This window comes from Stenotrophomonas sp. PUT21, assembly GCF_052232875.1.
Classification (GTDB): Bacteria; Pseudomonadota; Gammaproteobacteria; order Xanthomonadales; family Xanthomonadaceae; genus Stenotrophomonas; species Stenotrophomonas maltophilia_N.
Genome location: NZ_CP197645.1, coordinates 871,646 through 898,305, shown reverse-complemented (window position 1 = coordinate 898,305; position 26,660 = coordinate 871,646). Strand labels below are relative to the sequence as shown.

The window sequence follows — 26,660 nt, the reverse complement described above, 5'->3', positions numbered from 1 at the left end:
GGTTCATGTCACGCACCTCCTATCCCGTTCCGCCGCTGCCACGTCCTGGACAGCTCCGCGCCTGGTGGCGCGCTCCCGCTTCGGCGACAGCGCTGGCGTGGTACATCGCCCGCGCGGCACAGTCGCACGACGGGCCGTTGCTGGTGGTCGCGCGCGACAACCACGGCGCCAACCAGATCGAAGCCGACCTGCACACCCTGCTGGGCAGTGTCGGCGACGTGCCGATCGTGGCCTTCCCGGATTGGGAAACCCTGCCCTACGACGCCTTCAGCCCGCACCCGGACATCATTTCCCAGCGCCTGGCCGCGCTGCACGCCTTGCCGTCGCTCAAGCGCGGCATCGTGGTGGTGCCCGTGCAGACGCTGCTGCAGCGGCTGGCCCCGCTCAAGTACGTCATCGGCGGCAGCTTCGACCTGACGGTGGGCCAGCGTCTGGATATGGACGCGGAAAAGCGCCGACTGGAATCAGCCGGCTACCGCAACGTGCCGCAGGTGATGGACCCGGGTGATTTCGCAGTGCGTGGCGGCCTGCTCGATGTCTACCCGATGGGCGCCGATGCGCCGCTGCGGGTGGAACTGCTCGACGAAGACATCGATTCGATCCGCGCCTTCGATCCGGAATCGCAGCGCTCGCTGGAGAAGGTCGAGGCGGTCCACATGCTGCCCGGCCGCGAAGTGCCGCTGGACGATCTCAGCGTCTCGCGCGTGCTCAACACGCTGCGCGAACGCTTCGACGTGGATACCCGGCGCAGCGCGCTGTACCAGGATCTCAAGGCCGGTATCGCACCGGCCGGCATCGAGTATTACCTGCCGCTGTTCTTCGACCAGACCGCCACGCTGCTCGATTACCTGCAGCCCAACGTGCTGCCGGTGCTGGCGCCGAACGTGTTCGACGCCGCGGCCGCCTTCTGGGCGCAGACGCAGAACCGCTACGAGCAGCGCCGCCATGATGTGGAGCGGCCGCTGCTGGCCCCGGAAGAGCTGTACGCCAGCCCCGAACAGCTGCGTGGCACGCTCAATGGCCTGGCCCGCGTGGAAGTCTGGCCGCCGGACCACGACCGCATCGCCGATGCGCAGCCGCTGGGCGACCAGCCACTGCCGCCGCTGCCGGTGGCGGCCCGCGACGCCCCGGCCGCCGAGGCACTCAAATCCTTCATCGGTCACTACCCCGGCCGCGTGCTGATCGCCGCCGATTCCGCCGGCCGCCGCGAAGCCCTGCTCGAAGTCCTGCTTGCCGCCGAGCTGAAACCGCCGGTGGTCGCCGACCTGCCCGGCTTCCTGGCCGATGACAGCGTGCGCTTCGGCATCACCGTGGCGCCGCTGGAGGATGGTTTCGCACTGGAGAGCCCGCCGATCGCGGTGCTCACCGAGCGCCAGCTGTTCCCCGAACGGGCCGGCCAGCAACGCCGCAGCCGCCGCGCCTCCCGTGAGCCCGAAGCGATCATCCGCGACCTCGGCGAGCTGAGCGAAGGCTCGCCGATCGTGCATGAGGACCACGGTGTCGGCCGTTACCGTGGCCTGATCGTGCTCGATGCCGGCGGCATGCCCGGCGAGTTCCTGGAGATCGAATACGCCAAGGGCGACCGCCTGTACGTGCCGGTCGCCCAGCTGCACCTGATCAGCCGCTATTCCGGCGCTTCGCCGGAAACCGCGCCGTTGCATTCGCTCGGTGGCGAACAATGGACCAAGGCCAAGCGCAAGGCGGCCGAGAAGGTCCGCGACGTCGCCGCCGAACTGCTGGAAATCCAGGCGCGTCGCCGTGCCCGTGCCGGCCTGGCGTTGCACGTGGACCGCGCAATGTACGAGCCGTTCGCGGCCGGCTTCCCGTTCGAGGAGACGCCCGACCAGCTCGCGGCGATCGACGCCACGCTGCGCGATCTGGCCAGCAGCCAGCCGATGGACCGCGTGGTCTGCGGCGACGTGGGTTTCGGCAAGACCGAGGTCGCCGTGCGCGCCGCGTTCGCCGCCGCCAGCGCCGGCAAGCAGGTCGCCGTACTGGTGCCCACCACCCTGCTGGCCGAACAGCATTACCGCAATTTCCGCGATCGCTTCGCCGATTGGCCGCTCAAGGTGGAAGTGCTTTCGCGCTTCAAATCCACCAAGGAGATCAAGGCCGAACTGGAGAAGGTCGCCGCCGGCACCATCGACGTCATCATCGGCACCCACCGCCTGCTGCAGCCGGACGTGAAGTTCAAGGACCTCGGCCTGGTCGTGGTCGATGAGGAGCAGCGCTTCGGTGTACGCCAGAAGGAAGCGCTCAAAGCGATGCGCGCCAACGTGCATCTGCTCACGCTGACCGCCACGCCCATCCCGCGCACGCTCAACATGGCCATGGCCGGGCTGCGTGACCTGTCGATCATCGCCACGCCGCCCCCGAACCGGCTAGCGGTCAAAACCTTCATTACCGCCTGGGACAACGCGCTGCTGCGCGAAGCATTCCAGCGCGAACTGGCCCGTGGTGGCCAGCTGTATTTCCTGCACAACGACGTGGAGAGCATCGGCCGCATGCAGCGCGAGCTGGCCGAGCTGGTGCCCGAAGCACGCATCGGCATCGCGCACGGGCAGATGCCCGAACGCGAGCTGGAGAGGGTGATGCTGGACTTCCAGAAGCAGCGCTTCAACGTGCTGCTGTCGACCACGATCATCGAATCGGGCATCGACATCCCCAACGCCAACACCATCATCATCAACCGCGCCGACCGCTTCGGCCTGGCCCAGCTGCACCAGCTGCGTGGCCGCGTGGGGCGTTCGCACCACCGTGCCTACGCCTACCTGGTGGTGCCGGACAAGCGCGCGATGACGCCCGATGCCGAAAAGCGCCTGGAGGCGATCGCCTCGATGGACGAACTCGGCGCCGGCTTCACCCTGGCCACCCACGATCTGGAAATCCGCGGTGCCGGCGAGCTGCTTGGCGAGGACCAGAGCGGCCAGATGGCCGAGGTCGGCTTCAGCCTGTACACCGAGCTGCTCGAACGCGCGGTGCGCAGCATCCGCCTGGGCAAACTGCCGGACCTGGATGCGGGCGAAGAGGCGCGCGGTGCCGAGGTCGAACTGCATGTGCCGGCATTGATCCCGGACGACTACCTGCCCGACGTGCACACCCGCCTGACCCTGTACAAGCGCATCAGCAGCGCGCGCGACACCGGTGAGCTGCGCGAACTGCAGGTGGAGATGATCGACCGTTTCGGCCTGCTGCCGGATCCGGCCAAGCACCTGTTCGCGATCGCCGAACTCAAGCTGCAGGCCAACGTGCTGGGTATCCGCAAGCTGGAACTGGGCGAGAACGGTGGCCGCATCGTGTTCAACCCCAAGCCGGAAATCGACCCGATGGCGGTGATCCAGCTGATCCAGAAGCAGCCCAAGCTGTACACGATGGATGGGCCGGACAAGCTGCGCATCAAGCATCCCCTGCCGCTGCCCGAAGACCGTTTCAGTGCCGCCAAGGCGTTGCTGCTGACCCTGTCTCCGCGCTGATTTCACGCCTGGCGCCGGTCGCCAGGCGGTATCTTTCCACCGGCACGGGCGGCATGCCGCCCTGCCAGGATGGCGGTCTTCCGGCCGCCCACCACCGGACGCCCCCATGTTCGACTCCCCCCGGTTCGACGATGCCCACCCGCAGGCGTGTTCCATCGATGCCCTGTCGATGTCGCTGCAGATGCGCGACCAGTACACCCGTTTCCACTGCGACCGTGTCGGCCTGCTGGGCGAGCAGCTCGGCCGCCTGTGCGATCTGGATGAGGCCCAGCGCGCGCATCTGGCGCTCGCCGCGCGCTTCCACGACATCGGCAAGATCGGTATTCCCGACAATGTGCTGCTGCACCCGGCCCGGCTGGATGACGAACAGCGCGCGATCATGCGCACCCATCCCGAGCGGGGCGAACGCATCTTCGCCGCGACCGGGCGCGCCGATGCGGCCGAGGTAGCGCGTCTGATCCGCGCCCATCACGAGGCCTTCGATGGCGGTGGCTATCCGGACGGCCTGAAGGGCAGCGAGATTCCGCTGGGCGCACGCGTGCTGACCATCGTAGATGGCTACGACGCGATGACCAGCACCCGTCCGTATCGCGGCCCGATGCCGCATGCCAAGGCGATGGGCATCCTTGCCGACCAGCAGGGCGGCCTGATCGACCCGGAGGTGTTCGGGCTGTTCACCCGGATGATGGCCGCCACTACCTAGTCTCGGCCTGGGTTTGCTGCGAGCGTGCTGGAAAAGAAAAACCCGGCTTTCGCCGGGTTTTCATGTATCACTCAACCGCGTGCGATCACCAGATCACAACGCGCTTGTCGTCGGCCCGCACCATCGCATCGCCGGCCTTGCACTCGAACGCCTGTGCGTACGCCGGCATGTTCGACGGCGCGCCGTTGGCACGGAAGTTGGCCGGGGCGTGCGGATCGGTGTTCAGGCGCACGCGCAGCTCGCCTTCATTGAAGTTGCGGCGCCACACGGTGGCCCAGTTCATGAAGAAGCGCTGGTCCTGCGAATAACCATCGACCTCGACGTTGGCCTTCGGGTCTTCCTTCAGCGCCATCTGCAGCGCGTCGTACGCCACGGTCAGGCCACCCAGGTCGCCGATGTTCTCGCCCAGGGTCAGCTTGCCCTTCACGTTCACGCCCGGCAGCGACTCATAGCCGTCGAACTGCGCGACCAGCTGGTCGGTACGCTGGGTGAAGGCCGCACGGTCGCTGTCGGTCCACCAGTTGTCGAAGTTGCCGTTGGCGGCGAACTGGCTGCCCGAATCGTCGTAGCCGTGCATCATTTCGTGGCCGATGACCGCACCGATGCCGCCGTAGTTGAGCGCCGGATCGGCCTTGGCGTCGAAGAACGGCGCCTGCAGGATCGCCGCCGGGAACACGATCTCGTTCTTGGTGGCGTTGTAGTAGGCGTTGACGGTCTGCGGGGTCATGCCCCACTCGGTCTTGTCGACCGGCTTGCCGATCTTGTTGAGCATGAAGCGGTAGTTGAACGTGCGCGCGGCCTGCATGTTGCCCAGGTAGCTGTCGCCGTTGGTTTCCAGGCCCGACCAGTCACGCCACTTGTCCGGATAGCCGATCTTCGGGGTGAAGCTGGCCCACTTTTCCAGTGCCTTCTTGCGGGTGTCTTCGCTCATCCACTCCAGCTTCTCCAGGCGCGCCTTCAGCGCCACCGAGAGGTTCTCCACCAGGTGCTGCATCTGCACCTTGGAGTCGGCCGGGAACACGGCATCGACATACAGCTGGCCCAGGCCTTCGCCGATGGCGCCGTTGACCGACTCCAGCACGCGCTTCCAACGCGGCTGCATTTCCTTCTGGCCACGCAGGGTGGTGCTGTAGAAATCGAAGTTGGCCTTCTCGAAGGCGCTGCTCAGGTACGGCGCGGCGTCATCGATGGTGTGGAAGCGCAGGTAGGCCTGCCAGGTGGCCGCCGGCACGTCGGCCAGCATCTTGTCCACTTCACCGAAGAAGCCCGGCTGGGCCATCGAGAACTTCTGCGCAGCCGGCACCTTCAGGGTGTCAAACAGCGCGGTCCAGCTGAAGTTCGGGGTCAGCTTGTCTGCGTCCGCCGCGCTGACCGGGTTGTAACGCTTGGCCGGGTCACGCATTTCGATGCGCGACATCGAGGCCTTGGCCAGACGCGTTTCGAAGTCCATCACGGCCTTGGCCTGGGTCTTGGCCTGCTCGGCGTCGACGCCGGACAGGGTCAGCACCTGGGCGATGTAGGCAACGTACGCATCGCGGATCTTGGCCTGCGAATCGTCGAAGTAATAGCCCTTCTCCGGCAGGCCGAGGCCGCCCTGGCCGACATAGGCGATGACGTTGGCCGAGTCCTTGTAATCGGCATTGGCGAACAGCGAGAACAGCACGCCCTGGCCCACCGCCTGGCTGTCGCGCAGGTACTGGGTGATGGCGGCGGTGTCGTTCAGCGCGGCGATCTTGTCCAGCTGCGGCTGCAGCGGGGTGATGCCGGCGGCCTCGATCTTGGCTTCGTCCGAACCGGTCTTCCAGATGTCGCCGATCTTGGCTTCCACCGTGCCGGCCTTGGCCTGGCTGGCGGCCGCCTGCTGCACCAGCGCGTGCTGCACTTCCAGCGAGCGCTCGCGCAGGATTTCGAAGCTGCCCCAGGTGGTCTGGTCGTTCGGGACCGGGTTGGCCTTGAGCCACTTGCTGTTCACGAACCCGTTGAGGTCGGTACAGGCGGCGATGGTGGTGTCCAGATCGGCATTGTTGAGCGAGATCAGCGCGGTCTTGATCTGCGACTGATCAAACGCCGGCTTGGCATCGGCGGTGGCGGCAGGCGCGGTATCGGTCTTGCCACAGGAGGCCAGCGACACGGCGATGGCGGCGGTCAGGCCCAGCGGGACCAGCTTGGAAAACTTCATTCGACTCTCCGGCTACAGATGGATGCATCACCCGGACCACGGGCAATCGGGCAGCGTAGCGCGGGAGGGGCCGGGACGGACCGGCCAAAGGTCACAGGGGGAGCGGGTCGTCACCGGTCGGTAGGTGCGGACCGTTGGCCCGCACTCGCCGGGCAGTGCATACCCACCAATGGTGGGTATCTACCGCGCCTTGCCCTGGTTCGCCACGGCTTCGGCCGCCTTGCGTGCCGCCTCCGGGTCGCCCAGGTAGCGGAACGACTGCACCGTCAGGTCGTCGTTGAGTTCGAACAGCAGCGGGATGCCGGTCGGGATGTTGAGCTCCAGGATCGCTTCCTGCGAAACGTTGTTGAGGTACTTGTACAGCGCGCGCAGCGAATTGCCGTGGGCGGTGACCAGCACGGTCTTGCCGTCCTTGAGCTGCGGGGCGATCGCATCGAACCAGTACGGCAGCACGCGGTCCAGCGTGGTGGCCAGCGATTCGGTGCCCGGCAGTGCATTGCGGTCCAAGCCGGCATAACGGCGGTCGTGGATCGGGTGGCCCGGGTCTTCGATGTCCATCGCCGGCGGCGGGATGTCGTAGGAGCGGCGCCATATCTTGACCTGGTCCTCGCCGTGCTTGGCCGCGGTCTCGGCCTTGTCCAGGCCCTGCAGCCCACCGTAATGACGTTCGTTCAAGCGCCAGCTCTTGCTGACCGGCAGCCAGTCCTGGTCCAGCTCGGCCAGGGCGCCCTGCAGGGTGTGGATGGCGCGCTTGAGCACCGAGGTGTGCGCGACATCGAACTGCAGCCCTTCTTCACGCATCAGGCGGCCGGCGGCGGCGGCCTCGCGGCGGCCCTGTTCGGTCAGTTCCACGTCCACCCAGCCGGTGAAGCGGTTGTCCAGGTTCCACTGGCTCTGGCCGTGGCGCAACAGTACGAGTTTCCGGGTCACTGCAGTATCTCCGACAGATGGCAAGGCAGACCCGCATTGTAGCGGCAACCCTGCCCTGCCCGTCCGCCGCCGGGCCGCCCCTGGCGCTCAGGGATGCGGATGCCCGTGGTGGCCCTGCGCGTCGGGTGCGGCGCGCCGGCGGCTGTCGCCGCTGCCGTGCGCATGGCTGCCGTGGGAGTGCGCGGCGTGATCGTGGGCCGCATGGCCATGCCCGGCATGGTCATCGGCATGCGGATCGCGCGGGCTGCCGACGCTGCAGGGATCGCCGCAATGGTCCGACTCGATCTGCAGCGTCACATGGTCGATGCCGTACTGCTCGTGCAACCGGGTGCCCAGCTCGCGCCGCAGGCGATCGGCATCCACGCCGGTGCCCATGACCACGTGCGCGCTCAGTGCCGGCGTACTGGACGCCAGCGCCCAGACGTGCAGGTCGTGCACATCCACCACGCCATCGTGGGCGCACAGGGTGCCGCGTACCGCCGTGACATCCATGCCCTTGGGCACGCCTTCCAGCAGCACGTTGATCGCCTCGCGCATCAACACCCAGGTGCGCGGCAGCACCCACAGGCCGATCAGCACGGCCAGGATCGGATCGATCGGCTTCCAGCCGGTCCAGCGGATCAGCAGCGCGCCCAGGATCACCGCGACCGAGCCGAGCATGTCAGCCCAGACTTCCAGGTAGGCCCCCTTGACGTTGAGGCTCTCGCCACTGCCCGCGCGCAGCAGGCGCATCGAAATCAGGTTGATGACCAGCCCGAACACCGCGATCACCAGCATGCCGGTGGAGGCGATCTCCTGCGGCGCGCGGAAACGCTGCACCGCCTCCCAGAGAATGTAGCCGGCGACCACGAACAGCATGCCACCGTTGATCATCGCGCCGATGGCTTCCAGCCGCGCATAGCCGTAGGTGCGCTTGGCGTCGGGCGGGCGCCGGCTGAGCCGGACCGCGACCAGCGCGATCATCAGCGCAAGCGTGTCGGTGGCCATGTGCGCGGCATCGGACAACAGCGCCAGGCTGTTGGTCCAGAACGCACCGGCCACCTCCACCAGCAGGAAGGTGGTGGTCAGCCCCAGCGCCCACCACAGGGGTTTCTCGTGGCGGATCTCGCTGGGCAGATGGTCGTGGTCGTGACCCATGGAAGCTCTCCTGGACAATGCCGGCAGGGTAAGCAGCGCCTCGCGCGGAGACTATTACACTTACCGCAGCGTTCAGTTTGCAACTCAATAACACCAGCGCCCGGCCGCTACCTCTCGACGGCCTGTGTGGCGGGAAGACAATCGTGCATAACGTTCCAAATCTTGATGAAGCCAGCCAACCGCTGGCGCTGGCCTGGGCACAGACGCTGACGCAGACGCCGGCCGCCGCGGCGACGCTGCTGGGCAGCCTCTCGGCGGAGAGCCCGCCCGGGCTGGCCCACCATTTCTACGATGTGCTGCTCGAAGACCCGCGCGCGGGCCGCTTCCTCTCGCACGACCAGGTACGCCTGCGCCTGAAACCGGCGATGCAGCGATGGCTGCAGCAGATCCTCACCGCCACGCCGGACAGCATCAACGCGCTGGTCGCCGCGCAGCGCGTGATCGGTGACGTGCATGCCCGCGTGGGCATTCCGGTGGATCTGGTGGCCCGCGGTGCGCGTGTCCTCAAGCATCGCCTGTTCGACCGCATCATCGCGCAGGCCGACGACAGTGCGACCGCGTTCGCGGCGATCCACTGCCTCAGCGCCTCGATGGATATCGCGCTGGAAGGCATGACTCTGGCCTACACGCACGCACGCGAACGCTCTTCACGGACCGATGCGGCCTACCGCCTGTTCTCGCTGGTACAGAACGTCAGCACCGAGCGCGAGCGTCAACGTGCCCTGCTGCTGGATTGGGAAAACGCGCTGCTCTATGCGATGGCCAGCCAGAATGCGGACGCCGAACTCACCGGGCTGGCCCAGTCCGAATTCGGCCTGTGGTTCACCCACAAGGGCATTCCCAGTTTCGGCGAAAGCAGCGAGACCGGCCAGGTCGGCGCCCTGGTGGCCGCAGTCGATACCCAGCTGCGCGAAGCGCTGGCGCATGTCGATTTCGCAGCGCGCTTCGGCGCGTTGCAGGGCATCCGCGAGCGGCTGGCGCAGATCCGCACGCTGATGGGGATGTTGTTCGAACGGATCGGCGAACTCGATGCCGGCAGCGACGCACTGACCAACCTGCTCAACCGTCGCTTCCTGCCGACCGTGCTACGCCGGGAAATCGAGCTGGCCAACGCCACGCAGACGCCGTTCTCGGTGCTGCTGCTGGATCTGGACCACTTCAAGGCGATCAACGATGCGCACGGCCATGACGGCGGCGACCGCGCCCTGCAGCACGTGGCCGCCCTGCTCGGCCAGCTCACCCGTGGCAGCGACTACCTGTTCCGTTATGGCGGTGAGGAGTTCGTGGTGGTGCTGGTGGCCGCCACGGCCGCCCAGGCCGAGGTCATCGCCGAGAATCTGCGCAAGCACATCGCGCAGAGCCCGGTGCAGCTGGCCAATGGCCAGCACCTGTCGCTGACCACCAGCATCGGCGTCGCCGCGCATGATGGCCATCCCGACTACGAGCGGCTGATGGCCCGCGCAGATGCGGCGATGTACCAGGCCAAGAAGCGCGGGCGCGACCAGGTGGTGCTGGCCACCGACGCACTCCCCGACGCCCCGGGCAGACAGGCCCTGCAGCGCGGATGATCCCCTCGGGGCGGATGCCGCCCCTCATCCGCCTGTTGCGGCAACGGTGGCTGACCAATGGCGCATGCCCGGCGCGCGCCGTGCGGCGTAGCATCGCAACACTGCCGTCCGTTACAGGAACACGCCGATGTCGATCCGCCGCACCCTGACCCGCCCCGCTCTGCTGCTGCTCCAGTCGGCGCTGCTGATGACGCCGCTGCTGGCCACGGCGCGCGAGGTGGCTGCGCCGGCCGAGCATGTGGAGGCCGACGGACCGTACGTATTCCGTACCGCCACGGGCCTGGAGGCATCGTGGGTGTGCAAGGACCACGTGATCCGCCGCGAGCTGCCGGCACGCGGGGAGGCCACGGTGGTCGCGCCCGAATGCGGCTATCGGCACCCGCTGACCGTGCTGCCGCCGCGCACGGCGGAGATCGCCCGGTTTCCGGCCACGCCGCGGATCGTCGCGCTGTCGGACATCCATGGCCAGTACGGCCTGCTGGTGACGCTGCTGCGCGCCCACCACGTGATCGACAGCGAAGACCGCTGGTCGCTGGGCGATGCCACGCTGGTGGTGGCCGGTGATGTCTTCGATCGCGGCCCGCAGGTCACCGAGGCGTTCTGGCTGCTCTACAGCCTGCAGCAGCAAGCGGCGGCGGCCGGTGGTGCGGTCCACTTCGTGCTCGGCAATCACGAGACGATGGTGCTCTACAACGACCTGCGCTACGTCCACCCGAAGTACCTCAAGAGCGCGCAGTTGCTTGGCCGCTCCTATCCCGCGCTGTACGGCCCGGACTCGGCGATCGGCCAGTGGCTGCGCACCCGGCCGGTGCTGCTGCGCATCGGCGATACCCTGTTCCTGCACGGCGGCATCGCACCGGAGAACCTGGACCTGGTGCGCGACATCGATGCCACCAATGCCGGCTACCAGGCGGCGGTCGGCCTGCCGAAGGCGCAGGTCAAGGCTGCACCGGACACCGCCCGCCTGTTCGATGGCAAGACCAGCCCCATCTGGTACCGCGGCTACTTCGATGGCCGCATGGACACCGCCCAGGTCGAGGCCCTGCTCAAACAGCTCGACCTCACCCGCATCGTGGTCGGCCACACCTCGATGCCGCATGTCAGCAGCTTCCACGGCGACCGCATCATCGCCGTCGACAGCAGCATCAAGAACGGTGAGAACGGCGAGCTGCTGTTCATCGAGAACGGCGCCCTCAGCCGTGGCCTGCTCGATGGCTCGCGGGTGCCGCTGGCCGAAGGCAGGATCGGCGAAAGCGACTGACCCGGTCGTGCCGACCGGTCAGGACGGCACCGATCAGCGCGGCTTGTAAATGCGCGAGACGATCCAGCCGCCGTGACTGCGGAAGCGGCCGCTGTCGCCGGTCAGGGCGAAGCGCAGCGCGACCACCGTGGCGCGCCCGCGGGAACAATGCCAGTCGCGTGCTTTGCCATAGGCCTTGCGGAAAGCCCGGAACGGGCCGCGGGCCTGCGTGTTGTCCAGTTCGCCCTCAGGCGGGTTCATGGCCTCGGCAGGGGCTGATGGCGGATGCGCTGCAGGGCGGGTGGCGTCCGGATGGAGATGGTTTGACATGGCGTCCCTTCGATCAACGAGGCCCGGAATCGGCCTCCTGATCGATAAACCGTCAGAACCATCGCAAACCTATCGCGCCCCCGTCATACCCGGTGCGCGACCGTCCAGGCGCTGCTCCAACGCCTTGATGCGGCTCAGGAACTCCGAGGTCGGCGCCAATTCCTGCAGGTGCGGGCGGGCCCGCGCGATCTGGGCACGGGCACCGGCGGGATCGCCGTTGGCGAACAATGCCTCGGCCAGCGGGATGCGCCACTTGGCGGTCGCGGTGGAATCGGCGCCATAGAAGCCGGCAAACGTATCCACCAGCTGCGCCGACAGTGGCACCGCCGCGGGATCGCCCCGGCGCTGGGCCAGCAGTGCCTGCTGCATCTGCAGGCGCAGTCCAAGCCACGGCGGCAGCTTGGGATGGGCCTGGCCGAACGCCGTCAGCACCCGCGCGGCCTCGGCATGCTGCCCAGCCCGGGTCAGCCATTCGATTTCAACCAGCTGCAGCACCAGCAACTGCGGTGACTCGGGCGGCAGTTCCTGGCGCCACAGCGCGGCCACCTGCTGCAGCGGTGCCTGCGCTTCGGCGGTGCGGTCGGTGCGCAGCAGCAACCGGGCCAGCACCATCTCCACGTCCAGCGTGTCGGCGTGCGCGGGCCCGAGCAACGCGCGATAGCGCGCCAGCGCAGCGCGGTAGTTCTGCTCGGCCTGCGCGTAGTCGCCGCGGGCCTCCTCCATCAGGCCATGCGCATACTGTTTGACCGCGTAGGCGCGGCTGTCCACGCCATCCACCGCGGCGCTGGTCTGCAGGCTGTTGCGGAAGTGCTGATCGGCGGCGTGGTAGCGGCCCAGATCAAGATATTGGCCCGCCAGCGCGGCCTCGGCCGAGGCGGTGTAGCTGCTGCCTGCGCCGAACATCTGCCGGGTCAGCGCGAAGCCCTGCTCGGCCAGCGCCAGGGCCTCGTCGATGCGGCCCTGGTTGAGCAGTGTGGAGGACAGCGCGCGCAGCACACGCTGGTACTCCGCCCCCTGCACACCGTGCTCGCGCGATGCCTCGGCCATGGCTTCGCGTAGGATCGCTTCGGCCTTGTCGAGCTCGCCCTGGGCGCGGTACAGATCGCCGAGGTTGGCCATCGCGGCCAGACCGCCGCGCTGCAGCGGTGCACCGGTCCCGCCCCGGCTCAGGGCCAGTGCCGCGCGGAAGGACTGCTCTGCCTCCCCGGGCTGCTCCAGCTGCGCCTGGGCCAGGCCACGTGCGTTCAAGGCCTTCACCCGCACCGCCGGGGCGTCGTCCTGATCGAGCAGCGCGAGCGCGCGCCCGGCACTGGACAACGCCTCCTGCTCACGCCCGGCGCTGAGCAGCTGGACGGCCAGACTGGCGCGGGCGTCGGCGATCTCATGCGGCGCGGCGCGCGTGCGCACCAGCCCATCCACACTGTCCCGCAGCAGGGCCTCGGCATCCTGAGGTTGGCCAAGGTTCTGATAGGCGCGCCCCAGCGCGGCCTGCATGCGCGCGCGCAGTGCGGGCGAGACGGTGCGGTCATGCTCGAGGCGGCGTGCACCCAGATCAAGCACCTCGCGCGCGGTCATCGGCGCGCCGTTGCGCAGGCCGGGATCGGCCGCATCGAAGGCGGCCACCAGCACATCGGCGATGCCGGCCGCGGCAACCGCATTGTGCTCGGCCTGCCGCCGCGCCTCGCTCAGCCGCAGCACGAAGGCCAGCACCATCACCGCCACCAAGGTGACCAACACGCTGGCGCGCCATTGCCGGCGCAGCAGCAGGCGCGCACGATGCCAACGGCTGGGGCGACGCGCGCGCACCGGGCGGTGTGCCAGGTAACGTTCAACATCTTCGGCCAACGCATCGGCGGAGGCGTAGCGCTCCGCCGGATCCGCGGCGCGGGCCTTGGCCGCGATCGCCAGCAGGTCGGCGGGCACGCTGCGCGCCGGTGCCGGCGCGGGCGTGGGCTGCAGGAGCGCTTCGAGCATCACGCCAAGACTGTAGACATCGCCCACCACGCTGGCCGGGCGTCCGGCCAGCCGCTCCGGGCTGGCGTAAGCCGGGGTCAGGAATGGCGCGGCATCATCGGCGTCGCCCAGCAGATGCGCGATGCCGAAATCCAGCAGTACCGGCTGGCCGTCGGGTCGCACCAGCACGTTGCCCGGCTTGAGATCGCAGTGGACCACCGATTGCGAATGCGCGGCCTGCACCGCGCGGCAGATCGTCACGAACAGCCGCAGGCGAGCGGGCAGATCCAGCGCCAGGGTGCGGCAGGCCTCGTCCAGCGGCTCGCCATGCACGTATTCCATCACCAGATAGGGCTGACCGCCCTCGGCCACGCCGACGTCATACAGCCGGGCGATATGCGGGTGCTGCAGGTCGGCCAGGATCTGGCTTTCACTGGCCAGCCGCGTGGCCAGCAGCGGGTCGTAGGCGCGCCGCATGAGCTTGATCGCCACCTCGCGCCGGTACAGCGCATCGGCACGCTCGGCCAGGAACACCACGCCCATGCCGCCCACGGCCAGCAAGCGGCTCAGCCGCCACGGACCCAGCCGCTGCCCGACCAGCGTGGACGGATCGTCCATCGCCGCCATCACGGCCGCCAGCGCGTGCTCGATACGGCCCAGGTCCGTCGTCTGCGCGCGCAGCAACTGCAGGGTTTCGTCGATCGCGCCCGGGTCATCGCACAGCTCACCCAGGGCCGGACGCCAACGCGCCTCGGGCAGATCACAGACCGCGTCGAACAGCCCGCGTACGCGCTGCCAGCGGCCTGCATCGCTCATGCGCGCGTGACCGGGCCGGCCAGGTGGCGGTTCAACCACGCCTTGGCGAACCGCAGATCGCGGTCCACCGTGGGCACCGAGACATCCAGCGCCAGGGCGATCTCGTCCCGGCTCATCCCGCCGAAGTACATCCATTCCACCGTCCGGGCGGCACGCTCATCCAGCGCGGCCAGCTCTTCCAGCGCGCGGTTGAGGGCCAGGACCTCGAAGGCGTCGTGGGCGGGACTGGCTTCCAGATCGGCATAGGACAGAGTCAGGTTGACCACCCCGCCGCCGCGCTTGGACGCGGCCATCGCGCGCGCATGATCGACCAGCACGCTGCGCATCTTCAGCGCGGCCAAGGAGAGGAAATGCACGCGGTCACGGTAGCCGATCTCGCCATCGAGCATGCGCAGCAGCGCTTCGTGCACGAGGACGGTCGGCTGCAGCACGCCGTCCTGGGGACTGCCCAGGCGCGCCACGGCCATGCCACGCAACTGCGTATACAGCAGCGCGAGCAGCTGATCGCGGGCGGCGATGTCCTGCTGCTCGCTCCAGCGGCGCAACAGGCAGGTGACATCCTGGCGTTCGGCGGCAGGAAGTGTCGCGTCAAAAGACATGTGGGGCGGGTCCGTGCATCACAGCAGGCGAGCAGCCTGCAGTATCGCCGATCCCCAACCGCATGGGGCGGGGGTGCTGCGGTGAGGTCGGTCACCGCGGCACCGGCACCGGGCTACTTCCCGCGCTTGGCCAGGTTCTCGCGCAGGGTTTCCAGCCGCGTGGAGAGATCCTTCAACGCGCTGCCGCCCTTGCCGACCAGCCAGGACACCTCTTCTTCCATGAAGCCGGTCCGGCTGCGCTCGTGGTCCGGCAGCGGCGGCAGGATGTGCGCGAAGTAGGTCTTGTCGAGCACGCGGCGAAGCAGTCGCTCGCCCGGGAAGGGCGCATTGTTGTTGAGCGCACGCGCGGCCTTGACCAGATTGCGGATGTCGTACTGGGTCGGGCTCAGGTCCGGCACCTGCTTGGGCAGGTCCAGCAGCGTGTACACCGCCACACGCGCGGTGCGTACCGAGCTTTCCATGGTGAACACCACATCGTTGTGCGTCTCCACGAACTGGCCGAGCAGGCCAAGGTTGGTGCAGCCCCGGGGCACGACATGCGGGCGGTCCCCGGCGGCGCGCGGCATGAACTGCGCGGTGATGTACGGCATCAGCGCGGTACGCACCTTGGTGTTGGCGGCGATCTCATCGAGCTGGTCGACAATGCCCAGGTGGTAGCTCAGTTCGGCCAGGATCTCGCGGCCGGTACAGGCCGGCATCGGCTTGGCCACGTGGTTCCCGTTCTGATCCATCAGCAGCGCATACACCCACACCACCAGCACGTCCTTGGGCTGGTCGACGAAGTGCGGCTGGCGGTTGACGGTGAAGCTCAGCACCCAGTTGGAGTCGGTGAAGGTGATCACACCACCGGTCACGGTCCTGCCCGAATAGGGATCGTTGACGGACAGTTCCCTGATCTTGTCCACCAGCGGCGAAGGGCGGCAGGTCAACGTGGCCGACTCCCACATCGAGCGGTCGATATCGCCGTGGAATTTTTCCGGTTTACCGAAGAGCGGCGACTGTGCGGCGAGGTTGCGCCACAGCGCCCAGTCGCTGTCCTGCCCGGGCGTTTCGCGCGGGCGCTGCAGCACCGGCACCGTGTCCATGTCGCCGTAGGCGGTGCCTTCGGTCATCGAGCCGGTCAGCGCGAACACCAGGTCTCCCTCGGCCACCGGCAACAACGTATCGTGACCATCCACGCGGCAGCGCAGGCCGGTGACCGTCCGCGTCTGTCCGTCCACGCGCATGTCCAGGTCGTACACACGGGTGCCGAAGGTGACCTGTACGCCCTGCTCGCGCAGCATCTTCACCAGCGGTTTGACGAAGCTTTCGTACTGGTTGTATTTCGGGAAGACCAGCGCGGACATGTCGTTCAATCCGTCGATGGCGTCCAGGAAGCGATGCATGTACAGCTTCATTTCCAGCAGACTCTGCCAGTTCTCGAACGCGAACATCGAGCGCCAGAAGAACCAGAAGTTGCTCTGCAGGAAGCCTGCGCTGAAGTAATCCTCGATGGTCACATCATCGAGGTCTTCCTTGCGCTTGAGCATCAGCTTGACCAGTTCCCACTGCTGCGGCTTGCTCAGCCCGAACGTGGAGAAGTCCTGGATCTTCCCCTGCTGGTGCATCAGCCGGGCCTTGGAATAGTTCGGGTCGTTGTCGTTCACCGCCCGGTACTCGTCGAGCACGCTGTAGCCGGCAGGCAGCTCCAGGGCCGGCACGTCCTGGAACAGGTCCCAGAAATTGTCGTAGTTCCAGTTCATCTCGCGGCCGCCGCGAACCAGATAGCCCTGCTCGGGGTCGCCGGCACCATCGAGCGAACCGCCTTCGATGTCCAGGCTGTCGATCAGGGTGATGTTCGCCGCCGGCATGCCGCCATCGCGGATCAGGTAGAACGCAGCGGCCAGGCCAGCGATGCCGGTGCCGATGATCCACGCCTTGCGCGCCGCCACGCCCTCCGGTGCCACCGGGCGGTTGCGCATGTAGGCGCCCATCATGTCCGGCGGCGGCAACGTGTTCTCGGGCCGGTTGCACCAGTAGGCCCCCGTGGCATCGGGTTCTTTATCGATCACCGGTGCCCGGCGCACGTTCGTTTCCTCGACAGCCATATCACTACTCCTTTTTCGATGGACCCACAGGAGGCGCCGGGCAGCCCGACGCCTGGCAGCACGGCTTCCCTACCGCCCGCGGCCCCCTCCTGGCACCGCGCTGCACACCACGATGGTACGCACCCCGCCTGTGACGGCATTGATCCGCATCAATGACCGTCGGGTTGCATCATGTGCGACACATGTCGCACACTTGCGACACCTCGCCAAACCGGGATTGCCATGTCCGTGCTGCCCACCCCCTCCAATGCCGAGCTGGAGCTGCTCAAGGCGCTCTGGCGCCAGGGCGCCTGCAGCGCGCGCGAAGTGCACAACGGCGCCGTGGCCGCGCTGGACTGGTCGTATTCCTCGACCCGCAAGACGCTGGAGCGGATGGTGGACAAGGGCCTGGTCGACGAATCCGTCGAGCACGGGCTGAACATGTACCGCGCCCGGGTCGGCAAGGTCGCCACGTTGGCCGCCCTCAGCACGGACTTCGCGCGCCGGGTACTGGAAATCGATGGGGCATTGCCGGCGCAGGCCTTCGCCGACAGCCGCCTGCTGAGCGAGCAGGAGCTGCAGCAGTTGGATGCCCTGCTGCGCGCACCCGCCAAGGACGATCCGGCATGAGCCTCACGTTGGGATTCTGGGCGGTGCAGGCCACCGGCGCCCTCGCGGCGGGCGGGCTGGCGTGGACGGTCGGCCGGCGCCTCCACCGGCGCCTGGGGCTCTCCCATGCGGCCTATGGTTACTGGATCGGGCTGTGGCTGCTGGCGGTGATGCCGGTGCTGCTGTCGACGCTGGTGGCGCTGTGGGCACCCGCCCCCTTCGTCGCGCTGGCACCTACATTGACGATGCCGCTGCCGGTCGCGCTGGAGCTGGGGGATGCTGGAACAGCCGGCGGTGCGGTGGCGGCGACGCTCTGGACCCGTCCCTCCGTCGCCACGCTGCTGGCGGCCGTGTATTGCGCGGGTCTGGGGATCGCAGTGCTGCGGGTCCTGTCGGGCGTCCGGGCGACTTCCCGGTTGTGCCGCGCCACGACGCGCGTCACGCCCGCCGCCTGGCCGGGGCCGCGCAGCCGAGCTTGCGCGCAGCGCTTGCAGTCGGCCGGTATCGTCTGCCGGCTCAGCACGTTGCCGGTGAGCCCGTTCGCGGTGCGCTGGCCACGGCCGGTGATCGTGCTGCCCGTCTCGGCGATGGAGCAACTGGAGGATCGTGCGCTGAGCCTGATCCTGGGCCATGAAGCCGCGCACCTGAAGCGCCGCGATCCGCAGCGCGCCGGCCTGATGGCGGTGATCAACGCCCTGCTTTGGTTCAACCCGTTCCTGCCCCGCCTCACGGCCCGCGTGCAGCTGGCAGCAGAACTGCGTTGCGATGCACAGGCACTCGCCGAAGATGCCCAGGGCGGGCGCGCGTTCGCCACGGCGTATGTGCGCACGCTGCGCCTGTCCGCCGCGGCCCACGCGCCTGCCACGGCACTGACCCACCGCGATCTGGCCGGCCATGAAATCCGCATCCGCCACATGCTGCACGGCGATGCCGCAGCGCCTCTGGCAGGATCGCGGCGCGCCATGTTGCTGGGCAGCGCGCTGCTGATCGGCAGTCTGCTGATGGCGATGCAGGCCAGCACGGCGCGACCGCTGCCTGATCCTGTCGTCGGCAGCGCGCCGTCCCCGGGCTCAACGACGCACGCCTTGCTGCCACTGCCGCTGCCACCGGTCAGCGAGCGCCCCATCGAGGTGCGGTTCCAGGCACCGCTGGCGACACCACGGGTCACCGGTCATTTCGGCGATACCGGCAGCATCCGGCAACGCGCGCACCGCGGCACCGATTTCGGTGCACGCCCCGGCACCCCGGTACTGGCGCCCGCGGACGGCCGCGTGGTGGCGGCAACGACCGCCTACCCTGACGGCCCCCAGTACGGCACGGTGGTGGTGATCGACCACGGCCAAGGCTGGCAGACGTTGTATGCGCACCTGCAGGGCGCCGATGTCGTGGTCGGCCAGCAGGTGCACGCCGGCGAGCAGATCGCCCGCGTCGGCAGCACCGGACGGGTGACCGGCCCGCACCTGCATCTGGAAATGCTCCGCCACGGCGAGCGCGTCGATCCGCAGGCGCATCTGCCGTGACCGGCTGACCCCGCCCCACACCTCACTCACTGCTGCATCTCGTTTTCCTGGCCACAGGAGCGGCGCGTGTTGCCCCGCGAAATGCGGCCCCTGCCCTTCTGCACGGATCGCCCATGTCACCCACGCTCCGCATCGTGTTTGCCCTGACCCCGCTGTGCGCCGCATTCTCCAGCGCTGCGCAGTCATTGCCCGTACCGCAGACGCCGCCTCCCACCGAACTGGACACCGTGCAGGTGCAGGGCCCGGCCTACGATGCACGCCGCGAGGACACGGCCACCCGGATCGTGGTCGGCGCTGAAGCGCTGCGCCAGCACGGCGATATCGGTCTGCTCGATGCGCTCAAACGCCTGCCCGGCATCACCGTCGGCACTGGTGCGCCCGGCCGAAGCGGCGCGCTGTCACTGCGCGGGTTGGGCGCGGGCTACACCCAGATCCTGCTCAATGGCCAGAAAGCGCCGGCCGGATTCGACCTGGACTCGCTCACGCCGGAGATGGTCGAACGGGTGGAGATCCTCCGTGCGCCGACGGCCGACCAGCGTGGCGAAGCGATCGCCGGTTCGATCAACATCGTGCTGGCCGCTGGCGCACGCAAGGACATCGAGCAGCTGTCGGTGACCTGGGGCAACAGCCAGGGCCGGAACACGCCCTCGGTCAGCTGGCAGCGCAACCGGCGCGCCGACCATCGCAGCAGCGCGATCACGGCCACCGCATCGCGCCGCGAATTCCTCGTTGAAGAAACCGGCACCGAACGTGCCTGGGACCCACAGGAAACGCCGACAGTGTTGCGCGACACCACCCTGCGCGCCAGCGGACACCGCGATGTGCTTTCACTGGCCCCGAGCCTGGAAACGACGCTGGAGAACGGCGACATTTTCGCGCTGCAGGGCTTTGCCGACGCGAGCCGGTTCAACCGCATCACCGACATCGACTGGACCACGACCCTCGGCGCGCCGCTGCAGACAACCCGCTATCAACAACGCACGCGCATCGACGTCGCGCAGGCCAATGGCAGCGTCACGTGGACGCGCGCGTTCGAACGCGGCGGCACGTTCACCACCAAGCTGCGCCTCGGCGGCAACCGTGAGCGCTATACCTACCGCGAACAGGGCCAGGCACCGGACGGGCAGCAGAACCTGGAGGATCACACCGATGCGCGGTTGACGGTGCGTGACCGCAACAGCACCGGCAAGTACACGCTGCCCGCCCGCGGGCGGCATGCGCTGCAGCTCGGTTGGGAAGGCAGCGAGGACCGCCGCGATGAAGCACGCGTGCAGCGCCTGCTGCCCGTCAGCGACGACCGCGAGATCTGGATCAGCGATCTGGCCTTCGATGCGCGCATCCGTCGGCTGGCGCTGTACGCACAGGATGACATCTCGCTGAGCGAGCGCTGGTCGTTGTATGCCGGTGCACGCTGGGAGCAGATCCAGACGCGCAGTGAGGGCAGCAGCTTCAGCGGCATCCATCGGCGTGACCAGGTGCTGTCGCCGGTGCTGCAGTCGCTCTGGAAGGTTCCCGGGACCCAGGGCGATCAGCTGCGCGTCGCACTGACACGCACCTATCGCTCGCCCTCGCTGGCCTCGCTGATCCCGCGACCGTACACCTCGACCAATAACCGCCCGCTCAACCCCGATGAGCGCGGCAACCCGGCGCTGCGCCCGGAGCTGGCCACCGGGGTGGATCTGTCCTACGAAACGTACGGCAAGGAGGGCGCCCAGCTCAGTGTCGGCGGCTATGCGCGCCGGATCAGCGACGTGATCCGCACTGAAACGCAGCTGCAGGACGGGCGTTGGGTCGCCTCGCCGGTGAACGGCGGCACCGCGATGACCTGGGGAGTGGAGATGGATGCGGCAGTCCGCCTGTCGCAGCTCCTTGCAGGCGCGCCGGCGGTAGCGCTCCGCGTCAATGCAACGGCCAACGATTCGCGGGTGGAGGATGTGCCCGGCCCGGACAACCGGCTCGACGAGCAGGTGCGTTTCAGCAGCACCCTGGGCGCGGATTACCAGATCCGCACCGGCTGGACGATTGGCGGCAGTTACACCTATCGCACCGGCGGCACCGTGCAGGTCAGCCCGGGGCAGTTCGAGATCAGCGCGTATGGGCGCGAATTGGACCTGTACTCGCTATGGTCGCTCGGCGCAGGCAGCAAACTGCGGGTGAGCCTCGCCAACGCACTGCACCGGTCCCTGTACACGGGGCAAGGGCGGATCAGTGCCGAAGGCACCGAGCAGCTGCGGCGGCAACGCAAGGCATCGCCGCTGCTGCGCGTGCAGCTTGAGCTCCCGCTCTGATCAGCCCGGCTGGCGGCTGGCCTGCCCGACCGCCGGCAGCGCGCGCGCACGGCCAGGCTTGCTCGGGAAGGCGTGGCGCACGATCCGCCACATCACCTGGCCGAACTGGCGCGGCAGCGAACCGGTGTTGTAGTGCTGGCCGTAGCGCGCGCAGATGTCCTTCACTTCCACCGCGATGGCGGCATAGCGGTTGGCCGGGATGTCCGGGAAGAAGTGATGCTCGATCTGGTGGCTGAGGTTGCCCGACATGACATTCATCAGCTTGCCGCCGGTCAGGTTGGACGAGCCACGCAGCTGGCGCAGGTACCAGTGGCCACGGCTCTCATCGCGCACGCATTCCTTCGGGAAGGTTTCGGCCTCGGCGGTGAAATGACCGCAGAAGATGATCACGTAGGTCCACACGTTGCGGATCAGGTTGGCGACCACGTTGCCCAGCAGCACCGGCAGGAAGAACGGGCCGGCCAGCGCCGGGAACAGCAGATAGTCCTTGAACATCTGCTTGCCCATCTTGCGGCCCACCGGGCGGAACTGCGCGCCCAGCTGCCGGAGGGTCATCTTGCCGGCGAACACGCGGCCCAGGCGCAGATCCTGTATGGCGATGCCCCATTCGAACAGCAGCGCGAACACCACCGCGACCACTGGCTGCATGAGATAGAACGGGCGCCAGCGCTGCTCGGGGAAAATGCGCAGCAGGCCGTAGCCGATATCGTCATCCAGCCCGCGCACGTTGGTATAGGTGTGGTGGCGGAAGTTGTGGGTCTTGCGCCAGGCGTCGGCGGTGCCGACGATGTCCCACTCGTAGGTGCTGCCCTGCAGCTGCGGATCGCCCATCCAGTCGTACTGGCCATGGATGACGTTGTGCGCCAGCTCCATGTTTTCCAGGATCTTGGACAGCGCCAGCATCACCACACCGGCGATCCAGGCCGGAATCAGCACACTGTGGACGAACGCCCCCAGGAACAGCAGCGCGCGGCCGGCCACACCGGTCCAGCGCACCGCAGCCACCACGCGGCGGATATAGCGCGCATCGCGCGCACCCAGCGTGGCCAGCTGGCGCGCGCGCAGTGCATCGAGTTCATCGCCGAAGGCCTGCAGTTCGGCCGGGGACAGCGCGCGGTTGTGCACGGAAGACATGGTCACAGCTCCAGGATCAGGTCGGTGCTGGCGCTGTTCACGCACAGCTTTACTTGCGTGGACGGTTCGGCCGCGTGTTCACCGGTGAGGGTGTGGCGGGTGACGCCGGACACCTTGCCGCAGACACAGGTATTGCAGATGCCCATCCGGCAGCCACTGGCCGGGCGCAGCCCTTCGGCCTCCAGCGCCTGCAGCAGCGAGGTGCCGCGTGGGAGGGCAAGCGTGCGGCCGCTGCGACGCAGTTCGACCTGCACGGTGCCGCCCTCCGCGTCCGGCAGTACCGGCGGGGTGAACGCTTCGGACTGCAGCGACGCGACCTGGCCGTGCAGGCGCGCCTGCGCCGCATCGACGAAGCCGCCCGGGCCGCATACCAGCGCGCGGGCGCCGCTCAGATCGCCCAGGGTGTCGAACGCGAAAGCATCGACCCGCGAGGCAGGCGCCGCCGGATCGCGGGTCAACGCGATGTGCAGCGTGAACGACGGATGGCGTGCCGCGAGGGCGGTCAGCTCATCGGCAAAACACAGTTCCTCGCGGCGGCGTGCCCAGTACACCAGGTCCACCTGGCCCGGCATGCCGGCGCCATCCAGCTGGCGCAGCAGCGCGCGCATCGGGGTGATGCCGCTGCCAGCGGCCAACAGCAGCAGGCGTTCGTGGGAGGCCGCCGGCAAGGTCATCTCACCGAACGCCTGGCCCAGTTCGAACACCTCACCGATCACCGCGGCACTGGCCAGATGCTGGCTGACAGCGCCGCCGGCAATCGCTTTGACGGTAATCGCCAGGCGGCCATCGGCCAGCCGCGTGGGGCTATAGCTGCGCGACAGCCGACGGCCGTCGACCTCCACGCCCAGGGTGACGTGCTGGCCCGGCAGCAGGCCACGGAAATGGCGATTGGGCTTGAGCACCAGGGTGACCGCATCCGCGCTCTCGGCAGTGCGCGAGACCAGGCGGGCCAAGGGACGGCGCAGGGTCCACAGCGGATGCAGGCGGGTGCCCCAGAAGTCGAACAGCTCCTCGGAGACCCAGCGACGGGGGCTGGCGGGGTGACGGCGGGCGGCAATGCGCGGGACGGTGCTCATGCTGCGCACTATACGGCCGAGCATACGACTGTGTATACAGTTGTATATGGCCGGGACGGGCTATGATTCAGGGACTTGACCGCGCTGCCCCTGATGACCTCCCCAGACCTGCCCCTGCCCGCCTCCGACGACGCCCATCCCGCGCGCAAAGCCTCGATCTCCCGCGAGGATCTGCTGGCCGCGGCATTGGCCCTGATCGGGCCGCACCGCAGCGTCTCCACGCTGAGCCTGCGCGAGGTCGCGCGTGAAGCCGGGATCGCCCCGAACTCGTTCTACCGCCAGTTCCGCGACATGGACGAGTTGACCGTGGCCCTGATCGACCTGGCCGGGCGCTCGCTGCGCACGATCATCGGCGAGGCGCGCCAGCGCGCGGCCTCCTCCGACCGCAGCGTGATCCGCCTCTCGGTGGAGACCTTCATGGAACAGCTGCGCGCCGACGATCGGTTGCTGCATGTGCTGCTGCGCGAAGGCACGGCGGGCTCGGACGCGTTCAAGCATGCGGTCGACCGCGAGCTGAACTACTTCGAAGACGAGTTGCGGGTGGACCTGATCCGCCTGGCCGCCGCCGACGGCGCGCGCCTGCACGAACCCGCGCTGGCGTCCAAGGCGATTACCCGGCTGGTGTTCGCCATGGGTGCCACTGCCGTGGATCTGCCCCCGGAGAAGGATCCGGAGCTGATCGAGCAGCTGACCCAGATGCTGCGGATGATCATCACCGGGGCGCGGACATTGGCAGGTAGTCCGCCGCTGCGCTAAGTGGCTGCCAACGGGCCACCGCAGGCGCATCAGGGTGCGACGCTGCGCCGCAGCATTTTTCGTTGACACCGCGCGCCAATCGCTAATAAATTGTGAAGCTCCTCACAATTCCGTCTGACGGCGGGCTTGGCTCACCGCGTCGGTGAGTGCGGACACATCACGCCCCGGGAAGGCGACGGACATCAATGGAGACAGTAGTGACAAGCATGGACGGCGGGCGTCGCGCGCGCGGTTTCACCCTGTTGGAACTGATGGTGGTCGTGGCGATCATCGCCATCCTCGCGGCGATCGCACTGCCGGCATATTCGCGCTATGTGCTGCGCTCCAAGATCCGGCTGGCGCAGAGCGACCTGCTCGCCCTCTCGGCCAATGTCGAGAATTTCCGCCAGCGCACCCTCAGCTACCCGCCCAGCGCCGAGGTCGCCCAGCGCGGCTGGACGCCGGCCGCCAGCAGCGCGGACTTCAGTTTCAGCTACACCAGCAAAGACGGCGGCTACACCTTGAGCGCCGAAGCCGGCACGACGATGGGCAAGGCCAGCGGCTGCGTGCTCAGCCTGGACGCGGCCAATACCCGCACGGTCGGCAGCGCCTGCAGCGCCGTCGGCATCGACAGCTGGTAACCCGATGCGGATGTCCCGTCCCCGAGGCGTGACCCTCATCGAACTGATGATCGGCTTGTTCATCATGGCGATGCTGCTGATGGCGGCCATGCCGTTCGGTGCGCATTGGGTCAGCAGCAACCGCCAGATGGAGGCGCGCAGCGTGCTGTGGGAAGGCGTCTCCCAGGCCCGCGCGATGGCACTGCGCAATCCGTCCGCGCGTCGGGCCACCGCCCCGGCCGCGATGCTGCGCCTGCGCGCCGGGTGGCTGGAAGTGATGGTCGCCGGGGTGGACACCCCCGCTTGGTCGGCGAAGCTGCGCCATGGCGTCCACCTCAAGCTGGCCGACCAGGACGGTTTCGCCAATGCCGACGCACTGGCCGCCAGCGACTACCCGGACTTCGACTGCGTCAGCTTCACTGCGCGCGGTCTGCGCCTGCCTGGTGCCGATGGCTGCACCGATAGCGACGTCGCACTGGGCCGCATCGCCGTCGGCCTCTCCAACCAGGATCCGCTGTATGTCGACATGCTCTGAGCCGCGCAGTCCGCGCCGGCAGCGTGGCGACATGCTGCTCGAAGCACTGGTTGCCGTGCTGATCACCTCGCTGATCGCCGCGGGCCTGGCGCATGTGCAGTCGCGCTTGATGGCCAACCAGCGCGCGACCAAGATCGAGCGGCTGGTGGTGAGCCAATTGCGTGAGCAGTTGCAGAACGCAGGCACGGGCCTGTGCGGCAGCAGCACGATTTCGCTCGCGCTGGCCGCCGATCTGAGCCGCGATGCCCAGGTCGCCTGCGGCACCGCACCGCAGATCAATGTCGGCCTGGGCGGCACCGTCCTGTCCGTCGAAGCACCCCGCGAAGTGGGCCTGAGCGTGCGTGCCGCCGATCTGGAGCTGGACGGGGACGACCCCGGCGAGTACGGCGCCGACCTGCTGCTGTCGAGCCACCAATGAGCCCGCCCATCACCGCCCGCCGCCAGCGTGGCCAGAGCCTGATCAGCATGATGGTCGGCCTGGTGATCTCACTGCTGACCATCGCCGCGATGCTGGTGCTCTACAAGAACATGATCGAGAGCACCGGCAATGCGTCGCGCGCTGCGCTGCGCGATGGGCAGGTCGCCTCCGCACTGCTGGCCGCGCAGATCGAACTGCAGGAAGCGGGCTTCGGCATTCCGGCCGCCGACACCCTGGACAGCCGGCTGGTGATCAGCAATGACGGCAAGCAGATCGCCTGGCGCTTCAAACAGGAGCTCGGCCAGGCCGACCTCTGTGCGGGCCTGCGCCTGGTGGATGCCGCCAACAGCGGGACCGCCCCACGCGGACTCTACCGCCTGCCACCCAAGCTCTGCGGCAGCGCGGCGGCGGCCACCTGGGCGGACACCGAATGGCACCCCGTCGCCGCCGAAGCCGCCTTCTTCGACCCGATCCAGAAGGATGGGAGCGCTTTCGCTGGTGCCGAACGCGAAGTCGGTGCGCTCACCCTGCGCGGCGCTGCGGATGGGGCGGGCTACCGGTTCGTCGCCGTGCCCGGTGCCTGCCTGCCCTACCAGCAGCAGGACAGCGTCGAACGCACCGGCCAACGCGTGATCCTGCGCCAGGCCAGCGACGACGTGCTGTTCTCCGTGTGCCTGCCCAACCTCACCGTCTCTCCTGCCGCATGACCAGGTCGTCCGCGATGCACCATC

The 26,660-nt window shown here is 68.1% G+C and carries 21 protein-coding genes; 12 read left to right on the top strand and 9 right to left on the bottom strand.

Translation table 11 applies throughout. The features are described from left to right. The first annotated feature begins 5 nt into the window (after nt 1-5). Nucleotides 6-3,473 carry a transcription-repair coupling factor gene (gene mfd / locus ACTT2I_RS04205; protein ID WP_421099733.1) on the top strand — a complete coding sequence of 1,156 codons (3,468 nt, stop codon included), beginning with the start codon at nt 6-8 and terminating at the stop codon, nt 3,471-3,473. A 106-nt stretch (nt 3,474-3,579) separates the two neighbouring features. Then, entirely contained in the window at nt 3,580-4,176 is a 597-nt protein-coding gene (locus ACTT2I_RS04200) for an HD-GYP domain-containing protein (protein ID WP_088435148.1), read from the top strand. Between the two features lie 85 nt (nt 4,177-4,261). Here ACTT2I_RS04200 and ACTT2I_RS04195 read toward each other — a convergent pair whose 3' ends face one another. The 3 genes from ACTT2I_RS04195 to ACTT2I_RS04185 all read right to left on the bottom strand — a co-directional run bounded on the left by ACTT2I_RS04195 (nt 4,262) and on the right by ACTT2I_RS04185 (nt 8,422). Beyond that, nucleotides 4,262-6,355 (bottom strand): M13 family metallopeptidase, encoded by a 2,094-nt coding sequence (locus tag ACTT2I_RS04195; protein ID WP_421099734.1) that lies wholly within the window; start codon nt 6,353-6,355, stop codon nt 4,262-4,264. Nucleotides 6,356-6,535: 180 nt separating this feature from the next. Then, a complete protein-coding gene (gpmA, locus tag ACTT2I_RS04190) occupies nt 6,536-7,285 on the bottom strand; it encodes a 2,3-diphosphoglycerate-dependent phosphoglycerate mutase (protein ID WP_176990015.1) in 750 nt (249 codons plus the stop codon). Nucleotides 7,286-7,372: 87 nt separating this feature from the next. Then, entirely contained in the window at nt 7,373-8,422 is a 1,050-nt protein-coding gene (locus tag ACTT2I_RS04185; protein WP_421099735.1) for a cation diffusion facilitator family transporter, read from the bottom strand. Nucleotides 8,423-8,565: 143 nt separating this feature from the next. Here ACTT2I_RS04185 and ACTT2I_RS04180 point away from each other — a divergent pair, with 143 nt between their 5' ends. Together ACTT2I_RS04180 and ACTT2I_RS04175 are read left to right on the top strand one after the other, a co-directional pair. After that, a complete protein-coding gene (locus tag ACTT2I_RS04180; RefSeq protein ID WP_421099736.1) occupies nt 8,566-9,990 on the top strand; it encodes a diguanylate cyclase in 1,425 nt (474 codons plus the stop codon). Nucleotides 9,991-10,117: 127 nt separating this feature from the next. Then, nucleotides 10,118-11,251 carry a metallophosphoesterase gene (locus ACTT2I_RS04175; protein WP_421099737.1) on the top strand — a complete coding sequence of 378 codons (1,134 nt, stop codon included), beginning with the start codon at nt 10,118-10,120 and terminating at the stop codon, nt 11,249-11,251. Between the two features lie 33 nt (nt 11,252-11,284). Here ACTT2I_RS04175 and ACTT2I_RS04170 read toward each other — a convergent pair whose 3' ends face one another. The 4 genes from ACTT2I_RS04170 to ACTT2I_RS04155 all read right to left on the bottom strand — a co-directional run bounded on the left by ACTT2I_RS04170 (nt 11,285) and on the right by ACTT2I_RS04155 (nt 17,015). Continuing rightward, on the bottom strand, nt 11,285-11,491 hold the full coding sequence (locus ACTT2I_RS04170; RefSeq protein WP_443096790.1) for a hypothetical protein: 207 nt from the start codon (nt 11,489-11,491) through the stop codon (nt 11,285-11,287). 138 nt (nt 11,492-11,629) lie between these two features. Then, a complete protein-coding gene (locus ACTT2I_RS04165) occupies nt 11,630-14,329 on the bottom strand; it encodes a protein kinase domain-containing protein (RefSeq protein WP_421099739.1) in 2,700 nt (899 codons plus the stop codon). After that, the gene (locus ACTT2I_RS04160) at nt 14,326-14,928 is read right to left on the bottom strand and encodes an ECF-type sigma factor (RefSeq protein WP_421099740.1); all 603 of its coding nucleotides are present in this window, start codon (nt 14,926-14,928) and stop codon (nt 14,326-14,328) included. Before ACTT2I_RS04160 ends, ACTT2I_RS04165 begins: the two co-directional genes overlap by 4 nt. A 113-nt stretch (nt 14,929-15,041) precedes the next feature. Then, the gene (locus tag ACTT2I_RS04155) at nt 15,042-17,015 is read right to left on the bottom strand and encodes an oleate hydratase (RefSeq protein WP_421099741.1); all 1,974 of its coding nucleotides are present in this window, start codon (nt 17,013-17,015) and stop codon (nt 15,042-15,044) included. Nucleotides 17,016-17,237: 222 nt separating this feature from the next. Here ACTT2I_RS04155 and ACTT2I_RS04150 point away from each other — a divergent pair, with 222 nt between their 5' ends. The 3 genes from ACTT2I_RS04150 to ACTT2I_RS04140 all read left to right on the top strand — a co-directional run bounded on the left by ACTT2I_RS04150 (nt 17,238) and on the right by ACTT2I_RS04140 (nt 21,411). Continuing rightward, nucleotides 17,238-17,624 (top strand): BlaI/MecI/CopY family transcriptional regulator, encoded by a 387-nt coding sequence (locus ACTT2I_RS04150; RefSeq protein WP_088435158.1) that lies wholly within the window; start codon nt 17,238-17,240, stop codon nt 17,622-17,624. Further along, nucleotides 17,621-19,123 (top strand): peptidoglycan DD-metalloendopeptidase family protein, encoded by a 1,503-nt coding sequence (locus ACTT2I_RS04145; protein ID WP_421099742.1) that lies wholly within the window; start codon nt 17,621-17,623, stop codon nt 19,121-19,123. Before ACTT2I_RS04150 ends, ACTT2I_RS04145 begins: the two co-directional genes overlap by 4 nt. A 113-nt stretch (nt 19,124-19,236) precedes the next feature. Next, nucleotides 19,237-21,411: a TonB-dependent receptor plug domain-containing protein gene (locus tag ACTT2I_RS04140; RefSeq protein ID WP_443096789.1), complete on the top strand. Its 2,175-nt coding sequence runs from the start codon at nt 19,237-19,239 to the stop codon at nt 21,409-21,411. On the opposite strand, the gene ACTT2I_RS04135 is transcribed toward ACTT2I_RS04140, so the two are convergent. Both ACTT2I_RS04135 and ACTT2I_RS04130 read right to left on the bottom strand, forming a co-directional pair. Then, nucleotides 21,412-22,545: a fatty acid desaturase family protein gene (locus ACTT2I_RS04135; protein ID WP_088435161.1), complete on the bottom strand. Its 1,134-nt coding sequence runs from the start codon at nt 22,543-22,545 to the stop codon at nt 21,412-21,414. A 2-nt stretch (nt 22,546-22,547) separates the two neighbouring features. Continuing rightward, nucleotides 22,548-23,621, bottom strand: a complete 1,074-nt coding sequence (locus tag ACTT2I_RS04130) for a ferredoxin reductase (RefSeq protein WP_421099744.1) — start codon at nt 23,619-23,621, stop codon at nt 22,548-22,550. A 93-nt stretch (nt 23,622-23,714) separates the two neighbouring features. On the opposite strand from ACTT2I_RS04130, the gene fabR reads away from it, so the two are divergent. The 5 genes from fabR to ACTT2I_RS04105 all read left to right on the top strand — a co-directional run bounded on the left by fabR (nt 23,715) and on the right by ACTT2I_RS04105 (nt 26,636). Then, nucleotides 23,715-24,377 (top strand): HTH-type transcriptional repressor FabR, encoded by a 663-nt coding sequence (fabR, locus tag ACTT2I_RS04125; protein WP_026069985.1) that lies wholly within the window; start codon nt 23,715-23,717, stop codon nt 24,375-24,377. A gap of 206 nt (nt 24,378-24,583) precedes the next feature. Then, nucleotides 24,584-24,997: a type IV pilin protein gene (locus ACTT2I_RS04120; protein ID WP_088435163.1), complete on the top strand. Its 414-nt coding sequence runs from the start codon at nt 24,584-24,586 to the stop codon at nt 24,995-24,997. A 10-nt stretch (nt 24,998-25,007) separates the two neighbouring features. Next, nucleotides 25,008-25,511: a pilus assembly FimT family protein gene (locus ACTT2I_RS04115; RefSeq protein WP_421099745.1), complete on the top strand. Its 504-nt coding sequence runs from the start codon at nt 25,008-25,010 to the stop codon at nt 25,509-25,511. Next, complete coding sequence (locus ACTT2I_RS04110) at nt 25,495-25,929, top strand: type IV pilus modification PilV family protein (RefSeq protein ID WP_421099746.1); 435 nt, start codon at nt 25,495-25,497, stop codon at nt 25,927-25,929. The genes ACTT2I_RS04115 and ACTT2I_RS04110 overlap by 17 nt, the downstream gene beginning before the upstream one ends. Continuing rightward, a complete protein-coding gene (locus ACTT2I_RS04105; RefSeq protein ID WP_421099747.1) occupies nt 25,926-26,636 on the top strand; it encodes a PilW family protein in 711 nt (236 codons plus the stop codon). The genes ACTT2I_RS04110 and ACTT2I_RS04105 overlap by 4 nt, the downstream gene beginning before the upstream one ends. Nucleotides 26,637-26,660 lie beyond the last annotated feature (24 nt).